The 13,287-nt window shown below is 72.5% G+C and carries 10 protein-coding genes and 1 tRNA gene; 8 read left to right on the forward strand and 3 right to left on the reverse strand.

Going from position 1 to position 13,287, the window contains the following annotated elements:
* The first annotated feature begins 248 nt into the window (after positions 1-248).
* From ABT085_RS34415 to ABT085_RS34430, 4 genes are all read left to right on the forward strand, one after another.
* Positions 249-1,688, forward strand: coding sequence for a hypothetical protein (locus ABT085_RS34415; RefSeq protein ID WP_351617054.1), 1,440 nt, complete (start codon positions 249-251; stop codon positions 1,686-1,688).
* 297 nt (positions 1,689-1,985) lie between these two features.
* The gene (locus ABT085_RS34420) at positions 1,986-3,434 is read left to right on the forward strand and encodes an alkaline phosphatase PhoX (protein WP_351617056.1); all 1,449 of its coding nucleotides are present in this window, start codon (positions 1,986-1,988) and stop codon (positions 3,432-3,434) included.
* Between the two features lie 45 nt (positions 3,435-3,479).
* A tRNA-Met gene (locus tag ABT085_RS34425) sits at positions 3,480-3,549 on the forward strand.
* Positions 3,550-3,957: 408 nt separating this feature from the next.
* On the forward strand, positions 3,958-5,547 hold the full coding sequence (locus ABT085_RS34430) for a TROVE domain-containing protein (protein ID WP_351617058.1): 1,590 nt from the start codon (positions 3,958-3,960) through the stop codon (positions 5,545-5,547).
* Positions 5,548-5,666: 119 nt separating this feature from the next.
* Here ABT085_RS34430 and ABT085_RS34435 read toward each other — a convergent pair whose 3' ends face one another.
* Positions 5,667-7,127: an MFS transporter gene (locus ABT085_RS34435; protein ID WP_351617066.1), complete on the reverse strand. Its 1,461-nt coding sequence runs from the start codon at positions 7,125-7,127 to the stop codon at positions 5,667-5,669.
* 143 nt (positions 7,128-7,270) lie between these two features.
* On the opposite strand from ABT085_RS34435, the gene ABT085_RS34440 reads away from it, so the two are divergent.
* Entirely contained in the window at positions 7,271-7,837 is a 567-nt protein-coding gene (locus ABT085_RS34440) for a TetR/AcrR family transcriptional regulator (protein ID WP_351617069.1), read from the forward strand.
* Positions 7,838-7,962: 125 nt separating this feature from the next.
* Here the strand turns inward: ABT085_RS34440 and ABT085_RS34445 are convergent, their stop codons facing one another.
* Together ABT085_RS34445 and ABT085_RS34450 are read right to left on the reverse strand one after the other, a co-directional pair.
* Positions 7,963-9,180: a TerD family protein gene (locus tag ABT085_RS34445; RefSeq protein WP_351617072.1), complete on the reverse strand. Its 1,218-nt coding sequence runs from the start codon at positions 9,178-9,180 to the stop codon at positions 7,963-7,965.
* Positions 9,181-9,259: 79 nt separating this feature from the next.
* Entirely contained in the window at positions 9,260-10,069 is an 810-nt protein-coding gene (locus ABT085_RS34450) for an NAD-dependent epimerase/dehydratase family protein (RefSeq protein WP_351617074.1), read from the reverse strand.
* Between the two features lie 260 nt (positions 10,070-10,329).
* Here ABT085_RS34450 and ABT085_RS34455 point away from each other — a divergent pair, with 260 nt between their 5' ends.
* The 3 genes from ABT085_RS34455 to ABT085_RS34465 all read left to right on the forward strand — a co-directional run bounded on the left by ABT085_RS34455 (position 10,330) and on the right by ABT085_RS34465 (position 13,193).
* Positions 10,330-11,271: a 5-dehydro-4-deoxyglucarate dehydratase gene (locus ABT085_RS34455; RefSeq protein WP_351617077.1), complete on the forward strand. Its 942-nt coding sequence runs from the start codon at positions 10,330-10,332 to the stop codon at positions 11,269-11,271.
* Positions 11,268-12,434 (forward strand): hypothetical protein, encoded by a 1,167-nt coding sequence (locus ABT085_RS34460; RefSeq protein ID WP_351617080.1) that lies wholly within the window; start codon positions 11,268-11,270, stop codon positions 12,432-12,434. The genes ABT085_RS34455 and ABT085_RS34460 overlap by 4 nt, the downstream gene beginning before the upstream one ends.
* Before the next feature lie 138 nt (positions 12,435-12,572).
* The gene (locus ABT085_RS34465; protein ID WP_351617082.1) at positions 12,573-13,193 is read left to right on the forward strand and encodes a TIGR03086 family metal-binding protein; all 621 of its coding nucleotides are present in this window, start codon (positions 12,573-12,575) and stop codon (positions 13,191-13,193) included.
* The last annotated feature ends 94 nt before the right edge of the window (positions 13,194-13,287 follow it).

The raw sequence follows: 13,287 nt of genomic DNA on the forward strand, positions 1-13,287 counted from the left end.
GGTCGTACGGGTTCCGGGCGCGCCCCCGTGTTTGGTGCGGTAGGCGGGTGTCCGCGTAGTATCTACGCGCGTCAATGCTCTGTCCGTCCAAGCCGGTTGCCGGGAATTCGGCCAAGTGTGGTCACCGGTGGGCAGATGAACCGGGCGGCATGGGTGGAAATCCGTCTAGGCTGAGTGGTCGAACCGAGACGCGTACGGCCACGGCCGTGATGCGTACGGCCGCCAAGGCGTCCTAGGAGAACCAGCCCATGTCAGCAAGCCCCAGCTCCTCCCTGCCGCCGGTGCGGCTGCACCCCGAAGCGGAGCTGGCGCGGGACGCCCTGTCCACGCCGTTGCTCTCGCGGGCCGCGCGGCTCGCCCGCTGGGCCGGTCCCGAGACCCGGGTCGAGGCCGGGGGCGTACTCGTCGAGGAGCAGCTGCCCGCGGCCGCCGAGGTCCTCGGCCTGACCGGTGACGACGCGGCCGCCCTGGCGAGCGAGGCCTGGCGGATCGCCGTGGACGCCGGACTCGTCGAGGTCGTGGACGAGGAGGCCGGCACCGTGGCCGCGGGCGAGGAACTGGGCCTGCTGTTCGGCGGCTCGCCGCGCGACGTGCTCGACGTGTGGCTGGCCGCGCTGGAGGCGGTGCTGGCCGACGCGAGCGTCCCCGACCTGGACGAACTGATCGAGGCGATGGACGAGGGCGGCGAGGTCGACCTCTCCCGGCTGGACTGGGACGCCGAGGCGGAGGCCGAGTTCCTCGACGGCGTCCTCGGCAACCTCTATCTGCTCACGGTGAGCGAGGACGGGCCCGGTGACGGCCCCGTACCGCTTCCCGCGCTCGCCGCGTCGATGATCGTGCCCGACGGCTCGCGCGAGCCCACCAACGACATGCTGGAGCAGGTCTCCGACGCCATGATGCGGCTGGACGAGCAGTTCCGGCTGCTGGAGCCGGTGGGGCTGGTGGACTACCGGCCGGTCGACGAGGCGCTGATGACGGACGCCGACGACACGGCCGCGCAGCCCTCGGCCTCGGTCGACGACACCGACGTCGCCCGCTACGGCATGGTCCGCCTCACCCCCCTGGGCTGCTACGGACTGCGCGCGCGGCTGCTGGACGCCGGCTTCGCGGCCCCGGCCGTGGGGGAGCTGTCCGACAAGGGCGCGGACGCGCTGCTCGACGGAACGGCGGCCTTCCCCCCGGCGGCGGCGCACGCCGAGACCCGGACCTGGCTCGCGCAGCGCGAACCTCTCGCCGCCGCGCACGAGTTGCTCGCGGCGGCGCGCGGCACCGACGACGGCGCACCCCTGCGGCGGCTGCGCTGCCAGCAGGCGCTGTCCCTGGTCGGCCCGGAGGCCGAGCCGGCGCTGCGTGACGTGCTGGACGACGCCGAACTCGGCGGGCTCGCCCGGGTGTGGCTGAGCGAGCACGGGGCCGCCGACGTGCCCGTGCCGTCCCAGGCCATGGTCTTCTGGCTCACCATCGACACGGTCGCCGCACAGCTGGCGGCCGAGGGCAACTCCGAGGAGCTCCAGGCCCTCGTGGAGGGACTCGCGGAGCAGCACAGCGGTTTCTTCGCGGCCGCCTGGCGGGTGGACCACCCGGCCACGGCGGACGTGCTGGACGCGATGGGGCGCCTGCACCCGGACAAGCGGGTGGCCAAGGAAGCCCGGAAGGCGGCCTTCAAGGCGCGCTCGCAGCAGGGGTGAAGCCGCCCCGGTAACGGTGCCGGCCGAGGCTTTCCGGCGCCTACAGGGGCTGTCCGGTGCCTACAGGAGCTGTCCGGTGCCGGCCGAGGCCGTCCGGTGCCGACGCGGAGCCTTTCCGCGTCGGTGGCCGCCGCACGGCATTTCTTTGCCTCCTGTGGGGGAGGTCCGTACGGATTCATGGAACAGAGTCCGCATCGGACCACCGGTGTTCAACTCCCGTTCAGGTGAGGGCGGGACGGTTTCGCCGAAACCGCTCTCGGCCACCCTCCACGGCAATCCACCGTCACAGGAGACACCATGTCGCTCACCCGCAGGGACTTCGCCAGGAAATCCGCGATCACCGGTGCCGGGGTCGCACTGGCGGGCAGCGTCGGCGCGCTGGCCACCGCGCCGAACGCCCTCGCGTCCACGGACACCGGGAGCGTGGAGGAGGAGTCGGCGCACGGGCACCACGGCGTCGGCTACGGACCGCTGATCCCCGACCCGGACGGACTCCTGGCCCTGCCCGCCGGATTCAAGTACCGCGTCATCACCTACAGCGGCCGCACCAAGCTGGAGTCGGGCGAGTTCACCCCCTCCAACCACGACGGCACCTCCACCTTCGACGGCCCCCGCGGCACGACCCTGCTGGTCAACAACCACGAGCTGGCCGGCCCGCGAGCCAACTGGCCGCACCCGGTGCCGCTCACCGAGGGCCTGGTCTACGACCCGGCGGCGGCCGGCGGCTGCACGGTCGTCGAGATCCGCCCCGGCGGCCATGTCGCCGAATGGGTCGGCATCGCCGGCACCGCCACCAACTGCGCGGGCGGCAACACCCCTTGGGGTACCTGGCTGACCTGCGAGGAGACCGAGGACCGCGCCGGGACCAACGGTTTCACCAAGGACCACGGCTACGTCTTCGAGGTCGACCCCGCCGACCGCCGCGCCAACCGCGCACCCAAGCCCATCAAGGCGCTCGGCCGCTACGCCCACGAGGCCGTCGTCGTCGACCCCAAGCGCGGCCACCTCTACCTCACCGAGGACGCGTCCAACCCCAACGGCCTGCTGTACCGCTGGACCCCGCCCGAGGACCACTGCCACGGTCACGGCCGGCTGCGCGGTCTCGCCGACGACGCGGGCACCCTCCAGGCCTTCAAGTGCTTCGACTCCGGCGGCAGGTTCGTCGACGACCTCTCCCGCGCCACCAAGATCGGCACGGTGTACGGCGTCGACTGGGTCGACGTGCCCGACCGCGACGCGAAGACGGTCTCGGTGCGCAAGCAGTTCGCCGCCGGTGAGGTCACCCGCGCCCGCAAGCTCGAAGGCATGTGGTGGGGCGACGGCGGCACGTACATCGTCTCCTCCTACGCCCGTACCGAGAGCCCCGTCCAGCACGACGGCGCGGTCTGGTTCTACGACCCCAAGCGGCGCACCCTCACCCTGAAGGTCCTGCTCGGCGTCAACCCCGACCCGTCCGTCGACGGCGCCTTCGACGGCCCCGACAACATCACCGTCTCCCCGTACGGCGGTCTCGTCATCGCCGAGGACGGCGAGGGTGTCCAGCACCTGTTCGGCGCGACCGACAGCGGCCGCACGTACCCCATCGCCCGCAACGAGCTGAACATCGGCACGGCGGAGAAGCCCGAATACAGCGAGTTCACCGGCGTCACCTTCTCGCCCGACGGCAGGACGCTCTTCGCCAACATCCAGACCCCCGGCATCATGCTGGCCATCACCGGGCCCTGGAAGCGGCAGAAGCGCGGCTAGTTAATTCGCTCGCCCGTCCCGCGGTACGCCTCCTAGAGTGATGCATGTCCAGGTGCGAAGGCAGGACCTACTTCCACTCATAATGGGGCGGCCGCGGGTTCGAGTCCCGCCATCGGTACAACAGGCCGGTGTAGCTCAGGGGTTAGAGCACCTACGTCGGTTCCGCCGGCTTCGATCTCTGGACACCACAATTTCATGCACCTCCCGGTGCGCCGGCTGCGGCTACTTCTTCTCCAAAAAGATCCCATGCCGCCGCCGATTCTGATCTCGGGAGGCGCGGCTCAAGGTGGGTGCCCGGTGCGCGGACAGCGGATACTTCGGGAACTGGTGGGGTTGCATGCCCCGTGCGGGTTCGAATCCCGTCATCGACTTCGGGTCGGTGTGGCGAAAACGGCAAGACGCGCCAGTTGATAAGCGACCGCCGTCGAATTCGACCTCGGACACCCTCCTTCTGCCGTGCCTCCCTCCGAAACACGACTGCAAACACGACTGGAAAGTCGTCAGGAATTCGGGGGAATTCACCATGGCGCGATTCAACATCCGTACCGCGAAGGCGCAGCCCACCTCGCGGGTGACATCCACGGGCCGGGTGCTGCGCACCCATCAGGGCGGCCGCGGCCAGGAGCGCGACGCGCGCTCCGAGCTCTTTCTGCTCGCGCTGTCCAACTTCGTCTCCCAGCAGACCTTCTACGAGACCGGTGCCGACCGCGACGACCGGTTCGCCCGGCTGGTGCGCGAGCTCGCCGTCGCCGATCCCGAGTGGACGTCCGGCCTGCTCGGCTGGCTGCGCGGCGAGGGCAACATGCGTACCGCCGCGATCGTGGGGGCCGCCGAGTACGTGAAGGCGCGGCTCGATGCCGGGGCGGCCGACGGTCCCTCGAACCGGCAGGTCGTGGCCGGTGCGCTCCAGCGCCCGGACGAGCCCGGCGAGCTGCTCGCCTACTGGACCTCGCAGTACGGCCGCAACGTCCCGAAGCCCGTCAAGCGCGGGATCGCCGACGCCGTACGACGCCTCTACAGCGGCAAGTCGCTGCTGAAGTACGACACCGCGTCCAAGGGATACCGCTTCGGCGACATCCTCAACCTGGTGCACGCGGCACCGGACCCCGGCAAGCCGTGGCAGGGTGACCTGTTCCGGTACGCACTGGACCGGCGCCACAACCCGGACACGGCCGTCGTCCCCAAGTCGCTGCCCGTGCTCGCCGCCCACCGCGACCTGATGGCCCTGCGGCCCGCCAAGCGGCGCAAGGTCCTGACCGGAGCGCAGGGGGCGCAGCGTCTGGCGGAGGCCGGGATGACCTGGGAGGCGCTGGCCGGCTGGCTCCAGGGCCCGATGGACAAGGCGGCCTGGGAGGCCGTCATCCCCTCCATGGGTGTCATGGCGCTCGTCCGCAACCTGCGCAACTTCGACGAGGCCGGTGTGAGCGACGAGGTGGCGGCCCGGGTCGCCGCGAAGATCAGTGACCCGGCGGAGGTCGCGCGTTCGCGGCAGTTCCCCTTCCGCTACCTCGCGGCTTACCAGCACGCGCCGTCGCTGCGCTGGGCGTACCCGCTGGAGCAGGCGCTCGGCCACTCGCTGGCCAACGTGCCCGCGCTGCCCGGGCGGACCCTGGTCCTCGTGGACCGTTCGGGCTCGATGTTCTACTCGCGGCTGTCGGAGCGCTCCGAGCTCACCCGGGCCGACGCGGCGGCGGTCTTCGGCACGGCGCTCGCGCTGCGGGCGGCGGACGCGGACCTCGTCGAGTTCGGCACCACCAGCAAGCGGGTGGAGTTCGGCGCGGGCGAGTCCGTGCTCAAGGTCATCGGACGGTTCGGCGACCTGGGCGGTACCAACACGACCGAGGCGGTCCGCACGCACTACAAGAAGCACGACCGGGTCCTCATCGTCACGGACGAGCAGGCCGCGTACAGCCACTACGGCGACCCGACCGAGCAGGTGCCGGCGCACGTTCCGGTCTACACGTGGAACCTCGCCGGTTACCGCGCGGGCCACGGCCCCTCGGGCAAGGGCAACCGGCACACCTTCGGAGGGCTCTCGGACGCGGCCTTCCGGGTGGTTCCGCTGCTGGAGCAGGCGCGGGACGCGGACTGGCCGTGGGCGCAGGCCGGCTGAGGTCCGGGGGCCCGGGCGGCAGCCTTCGGGACCGAGCCGTGGGCGCGGCCCGTACTCCGGTACGGGCCGCGTTCCCGCGTGTGCAGGGTCCGGCCGGAAGCCGTTGCCCGCAGGATCTTCTAGGCGCCGCGCCCGTGGCGGGCGCCGGTGATCACGAACGCCGACACCAGCAGCGCGGCCAGTGCGATCAGTGCGCCCGCCCCGAACGCGTCGGCCGCGCCCTCGGTGAGGACGGCGGCGGGCGATCCGGTCGTGTGCCGGGTCGCCGTGCCGAACACCGTGACCAGGACGGACAGTCCGAGGGTGCCGCCGAGCCACTGGAAGGTCTGGAGCAGTCCGGAGGCGGCACCCGCCTCGTGCGGTGCGACGCCCGCGAGGATCGTCACGTTCAGCGGCATGAAACTCAGGCCGACGCCCACGCCGATCAGCAGCAGCGGCCCCAGCAGCCCGGCCGCGTAGCCGTCTCCGGGGTGGAGCCGCCACAGCCATCCGGCCGCCATGATGATCAGGGACATGCCGGTGAGCAGGACCGGCTTGGCGCCGAAGCGGGCCAGCAGCCGGGGCACGAAGCGCACGGTGGTGAACATCGCCAGGGTCATCGGCAGAAAGGCGAACCCCGCGCGCAGCGGGCTGTAGCCGAGGACCTGCTGGCTGAGCAGGGTGAGGAAGTAGAAGGCGCCGAACATGCCAGCGGGCAGCAGCAGCACGCCCGCGTAGCCGCCGGAGCGGTTCCTGCTCGCGAACAGCCGCAGCGGCAGGACCGGTTGCGGGGCGCGGGCCTCGATCAGGGTGAAGCCGGCCAGCAGGGCCGCCGCCGCGCCGAAGCCGAGCTGTGCCCGCGGGTCGCTCCAGCCGTCCGAGGAGACCCGGATGAACGCGTACACGAGGCCGGACATCCCGGCCGTGCCGGTCAGCGCGCCCGCCGCGTCGAAGCGGCCCGCGTGCCGGGGGGTCTCGGTCACGAAGCGGGGGAGGGCCACGGCGACGCCGATGCCGATCGGCACGTTGATCAGCAGGGCCCAGCGCCAGGAGGCCCAGGAGGTGAGCAGGCCGCCGAGGAGCAGACCCACGGAGGCGCCGATGCCCGCCATGGAGGAGTAGACACCCAGGGCGTGGTGCCGGCGCGGGCCCTCCGGGAAGTTGGTGGTGATCAGCGCCAGGGTGCTGGGGGCGATCAGTGCGGCGCCGACGCCCTGGAGCGTGCGCGCGGCGGTCAGCCAGAGGCTCTCGCCGGCGAGACCGCCCAGCAGCGAGGAGGCGGCGAAGACCAGGACGCCCACGGTGAGGGTGCGGCGCCGTCCCGCGATGTCGCCGACCCGCCCGCCGAGCAGCAGCAGACCGCCGAAGGCGAGGGTGTAGGCGTTGAGCACCCAGGACAGGCCGGTGGGGGAGAAGCCGAGGTCCCGCTGGATGTCGGGGAGCGCGACGTTCACGACGGTGGAGTCGACGCCGACCATGAGATAGGAGGTGACGATGACGAGGAGGGCAGCGCTTGCTCGGGCGGTCCCCCCGGGTAAGGCGCACGCCTTGGCGGCTTCCGGGCGGGCGGACGGTGCGGGAGGGGTGGACGGGGTGGACATGGGGCACTCCCTGTCTGGTGTCCCCGGGTGATGTGATGGACCATGCGGGCAGCACGGACTGCCCGCAGAGATAAGCGGGGACTGTCTCCGTTTAGTGCTCGTCAAGATACGGAGAGAGTCCCCGGTTTGCAAGGAGTGACGGGATGACGCAGGTCAAACCCATGCGCGCGGACGCTCGGCGCAACTATGAGCGGTTGCTGAAGGTGGCGGCCGAGGCCTTCGCCGAACACGGGGAGCGCGCGTCGCTGGACGACATCGCCAAGCGAGCCGGTGTCGGCTCCGGCACGCTCTACCGCCACTTCCCGACGCGGCAGGCGCTGCTGGAGGCCGCGTACGTGGACCGCATCGAGGCGCTGGCGGTGCGCGCCGGTGAACTCGCCGACGAGCTGCCCCCGGGCGAGGCGCTGGTGGAGTGGCTGAACGAGCTGTGTGTCGGCACGATCCAGGTGCGCGGCATGAAGGCCCTGCTGGGCTCGGCCGTCACGGACGGCAGCGTGGCCGCGGTGACCGCGTGCGCCACCTCCATGAAGGGCGCGGCGGCGCGGCTGGTCGAGGCCGCGCAGGAGGCGGGGGCGCTGCGGCGGGACGTCGAGCCGATCGACGTGCTGCGGCTGGCCCACGGCGTGGCGACGGCATCGGAACTGGCCAACGGGCAGGGGGAGTCCATCCGCCGGTACGTCGCCCTGCTGACGGAGGGCCTGCGGGCGTAGCCGGTCCGGGCGCTGCCGGCGCGGGGCGGTCCGGGTGTCGTGGAGCAGGGTGGGCGGTGGAGGGGCTCGTACGACCTCTGCCGAGCCCCTTGCCGCCGTGCGTGCCCCGTGCGGGGCCGGAACGCCTACAGGGCCTCGGCCGCCGGCTTCACCATGTTCCGTACCGTGCGTGCCTTGACGAAGTCGCCCATGGCGGTCATCTCCCACTCGCCGGAGAACTGCCTGATCAGCTTCGCCATCAGCACGCCCGTCTGCGGCTCGGCGTTGGTGAGGTCGAAGCGGACGAGTTCCTCGCCGGTCGCGGCGTCCAGCAGCCGGCAGTAGGCCTTGGCGACCTCGGTGAACTTCTGGCCGGAGAACGAGTTGACCGTGAAGACCAGGCCGGTGACCTCCTGCGGCAGACGGCCGAGATCGACGACGATCACCTCGTCGTCACCGCCGCCCTCGCCGGTCAGGTTGTCGCCGGAGTGCTTGATGGCGCCGTTGACGATGGAGAGCTTGCCGAAGTAGCAGCTGTCGATGTGGTTGCGCTGCGGGCCGTACGCGATGACCGAGGCGTCGAGGTCGATGTCCTTGCCGCGGTACGCCGGTTCCCAGCCGAGGCCCATCTTGACCTGGGAGAGCAGCGGGCGGCCGTTCTTGACCAGGGAGACGGTCTGGTTCTTCTGGAGGCTGACCCGGCCCTTGTCGAGGTTGATCTTCCCGGTGCCGGGCGGGGCCGCGGGCGGCGCCGGGGGAGCGGGCGGGGCGGGCGGGGTGCCCCAGGGCTGCGCGGCGGGCGGCGGCGGGGCGGCCGGCTGCGCGGGCACGGGCGGGGTGACCGGCTGGGCGGGCGGGGCGGCCGCGGCGGGCTCCTCGACCGACACGCCGAAGTCGGTGGCGATGCCGGCCAGCCCGTTGGCGTACCCCTGGCCGACCGCGCGTGCCTTCCAGGCGCCGTTGCGCAGGTAGACCTCCACGACCACCAGGGCCGTCTCGGTGCCGAGCTGCGGCGGCGTGAACGTGGCCAGGACGCTGTTGTCGTCGGCATTGCGGATCGTGGCCGTGGGCTCGATGCCCTGGAAGGTCTGGCCCGCGGCGTCCGGACTGGCGGTGATGACGATCTTCTCGATGCCCGGGGGCACCGCGGAGGTGTCGACCGTGATCGCGTCGGGGGCCGCGCCACCGCCGGAGCGGTAGGTCACGCCGGGTCCGCTCGGCTGGTTGTAGAAGATGAAGTCGTCGTCGGAGCGCACCTTGCCGTCGGCGGTGAGCAGCAGGCCCGATACGTCGAGCCGCACCGGAGCGGCCACGTCCACCGTCACGCGGGCGGCGGACAGGGGGATGTTCGAGCCAGGGGTCATAGCTGTCATGCCGGGTGAACGAGCGGACCCGCTTTACCGTTCCCTTACCTGAAGGCCAATCGGGTAGGGCGTTTCCCGGTCAGTACGGCCAGATCGGCGGATCGCTGACGAAGTGGCCGCCCAGGCAGGCCTGCGCGATGTCCGCCGGGTCCAGCTCGCCCTGCTCGGCGATCAGCTTCTCGGCGTACGGCTCGGAGTCGTCCCGCGGCTCGTAACCGAGCGCCCGCGCGCTCGACAGGTCCCACCACAGGCGCGTGTTGGCGGAGGAGCCGTAGACCACCGTGTGGCCGACGTGCTCGGCGGTCAGGGCCGCGTGGAAGAGGCGGGCGCCGTCGGCGGGGCTCATCCAGACCGACAGCATGCGCACGCTGGTGGGCTCCGGGAAGCAGGAGCCGATGCGTACCGAGACGGTCTCCAGGCCGTGCTTGTCCCAGTAGAGCTGGGCCAGGTCCTCGCCGAAGGACTTGGACAGGCCGTAGAAGGTGTCCGGGCGGCGCGGGGTGTCCACCGGGATCAGCGGATCGTCCCCGCGGGGTGCGGGGGTGAAGCCGACGGCGTGGTTGGAGGACGCGAAGACGATGCGTCCGACGCCTTCCTCGCGGGCGGCCTCGTACAGGTTGTAGGTCCCCTCGACGTTCGCCCTGAGGATCTTCTCGAAGGGGGCTTCCAGGGAGATGCCCGCGAGGTGGATGATCGCGTCGACACCCCGGACGGCCTCCCGCAGGGCCTCCCGGTCGGAGAGGTCCGCGGTGATCGCGTCCGGCTCGCCCTCGACGGGGAGCAGGTCGAACAGCCGGAGCGTGTGGCCGTGGGCCGGCAGCAGCTCGCGCATCAGGGTGCCGAGCCCGCCGGCGGCGCCGGTGAGCAGAACGGTGCGGGGAGCGGGCATCCTCGGGTCTCCTTGGGTCCGCCGCCTGGGACAGGTGGCCGCATGTGTGGACTGCATTCACACTCGTGGACACGCTAAGGATGGTCGACGTATCCCGTCAAGTGTGGCGAGGGCCTGCCGGATTCGTTTGTGTATTGCGGAGATGCGTGCTTGACCGGCCCTGATGGGGCTCCTTAGGGTACGAGTGTTCAGAAATGTAGACATGGATCAGAAACGTGAGCGCGCTTCGGAAACGTGAGCGCCTGTCCCAGGGAGAGCCCGTGACACCAGCCCCCCTCGCCGCCCGGCTCGGCGTCCCCAGCGGGCCGCTGTTCTTCCCCGTCACCCCCTACGGTCCCGACGGCTCCGTCGACCTCGACGTCTTTCGCACTCACGTGCGCCGCGGGGTCGAGGCCGGTGCCGCCGCCGTCTTCGCCTGCTGCGGCACCGGGGAGTTCCACGCCCTGACGCCCGAGGAGTTCTCGGACTGCGTCCGGGCAGCCGTGGAGGCGGTCGAAGGGCGGGTGCCGGTGGTCGCGGGCGCCGGGTACGGCACCGCCCTGGCCGTCCGCTACGCGCGGCTCGCGCAGGAGGCCGGCGCGGACGGGCTGCTGGCCATGCCGCCGTACCTGGTGGTCGCCGGACAGGAGGGCCTGCTGCGGCACTACCGCGAGCTGGCCGCCGCCACGGACCTGCCCGTCGTCGTCTACCAGCGCGACAACGCCGTGTTCACCCCGGAGACCGTGGTCGCCCTGGCCCGTACGGAAGGGATCATCGGCCTCAAGGACGGCCTCGGCGACCTGGACCTGATGCAGCGCATCGTGAGCGCCGTACGGACCGAGGCACCCGGCGACTTCCTGTACTTCAACGGGCTGCCGACCGCCGAGCAGACCCAGCTCGCCTACCGCGCCCTCGGCATCACCCTCTACTCCTCCGCCGTCTTCTGCTTCGCCCCGGAGATCGCGCTCGCCTTCCACCGAGCGCTGCGCTCGGCCGACGACGCCCTGGCGAACCGGCTCCTGGACGGCTTCTACCGCCCCTTCGTCGAACTGCGCGCCCAGGGCCGCGGCTACGCCGTCTCCCTGGTCAAGGCCGGTGTACGGCTGCGCGGGCTCGACGTGGGGGAGGTGCGGCCGCCGCTGCACGAGCCGTCCGAGGACCACGTCAAGCAGCTCGCCCAGGTGATCGAACGCGGCTACGCGCTGCTGGAGGAGGACCGGTGACCGCATCGGCGTTCCTCTACCCCTGGGACGTCAACGGCGATCCCGCCGCGCCCGCGCGCGTCGCCGGGCTCGGCGTCCGGCAGGTCACCCTCGCCTCCGCCTACCACTCCACCCGCGCCCTGACCCCGCGCCACCCCCGGCACCGCGTCGTCACCGCCGAGCACGCGGCCGTGCTCTACCCCCTCGGCGACCGCTGGGCGGACCGCACCCTGCGCCCCTGCCCGGCCGGGGACTGGGCCCCCGGCGACGCCTGGGGCGAGGCCGCCGACGCGCTCGCGGACGCCGGTCTGGAGGTGCACACCTGGGTGGTCCTCGCCCACAGCTCCCGGCTGGGCGCCGAACACCCGGACACCTCGGTCGTCAACGCCTACGGCGACCGCTACCCGTGGGCGCCGTGCATCGCGCAGCCCGCCACGCGCGCGTACCTCGTCGACCTGGCGGCCGAGGCCGCGGTACGCCCCGGGGCGCGCGGCACCGAACTGGAGTCCCTGGGCTGGTACGGGCTGCCCCATCTGCACGCCCACGACAAGACCGGCGGGGTCGCCCTCGGGGAGGCCGGGCAGTACCTGATGGCCCTGTGCTTCTGCCCCGTCTGCCGGGCCGGGTACGGGCAGCGGGACCTGGACCCGGACGCGCTGGCGGCCGCCGTGCGCGACGCGCTGGAGCCGCTGTGGCGGGGCCGGGCCGAGGACGACGGCGGCTGGGCGGGGGTCGTGAAACTGCTCGGCGAGACATACGCGGACGCTACGCGCGCGTGGCGCGACACCACCGCCCGCACGCTCCAGGAGGCCGCGGTCGCCGCCGTCCGCGCGGCCGCGCCCGACGGCTTCCAGGTGCTGTTGCACGCGGACCCGGTGCCGTACCACTGCGGCGCGAACGCGGGCGTCGACCCGGCGCACATCCTCGGCGTCGCGGACGGCGTGGTCGTGCCCTGCACGGGCGGCCCCGGCCTGCTCGCGCCCTTCGCCGGGCAGGGGCGGCGGGCGGCGGTCGTCGCCGCCAACCTCACCGTGGTCTCCGGGATGGGCGGCAGCCCGCACACGCTGGCGGCCGACGCGGCACGGGCGCGGGAGCTGGGCGCCACCGAGCTGCGCCTCTACCACGCGGGGCTGGCGTCGGACGCGGACCTGGCGGCGGTGCGCCGGGCACTCACCGGGCGCTGAGCCGGGGCGACACGGGATCCGGGAGAGAGGCGACACGGGATCCGGGAGAGAGGCGACACGGGATCCGGGAGAGCGATGAGTTCCGGAGGCGGCGCCGGTCCACCCCTTCAGGCACATCACTCTCCCAAGGAGCAACCCATGACCGACACCGACACCGGCACCGGCACCGGCGCGGACGTCACGGCCCTCGACCTCGGACCGCAGACCCGGATCGTGGCGGTCCTGGCGGCGGGCGTGCGCGACGAGCAGCTCGCGGACGGCACGCCGTGCCCGGACTGCGCGGTGCGCACCATGCTGGGGCACCTGTCCGGCCTGTCCGTCGCCTTCCGCGACGCCGCGCGCAAGGACTTCGGCGCCACCACCGACACCGCCCCGGACCCGGCAGCGGCCGACATCGGCCCCGACTGGCGCGAGCGACTGCCCGAGGTGCTCGACGAACTCGCCGGGGCCTGGCGCGACCCCGCCGCCTGGACCGGCATGACCCGCGCGGGCAGCGTGGACCTGCCCGCCGCGGTCGCCGCCGCCGTCGTCGCCGACGAACTGGTCGTCCACGGCTGGGACCTGGCGCGGGCGACCGGCCAGGAGTACGAGCCCGACCCCGCCGCGCTCCGGGCGTCGTACGACTTCCTCCTCGCCGTGGCCGACGACCCGCGGCGTGCCGGTGGCGCCTTCGGACCGGTCGTCCGGGTCCCGGACGGCGCCCCGCTGCTCGACCGGGTGGTGGGACTCAGCGGCCGGGACCCGGGCTGGAAGCCGTGACCGGCCCCGAAGACCGCCAGCCGTGACCGGCCCCGAAACCGGTGGCCGTGACCGGCCTCGAAACCGGTGGCCGTGACCGGCCCCGAAGACCGCC

It is taken from the genome of Streptomyces sp. NPDC002265 (genome assembly GCF_040296125.1).
Taxonomy (GTDB): domain Bacteria; phylum Actinomycetota; class Actinomycetes; order Streptomycetales; family Streptomycetaceae; genus Streptomyces.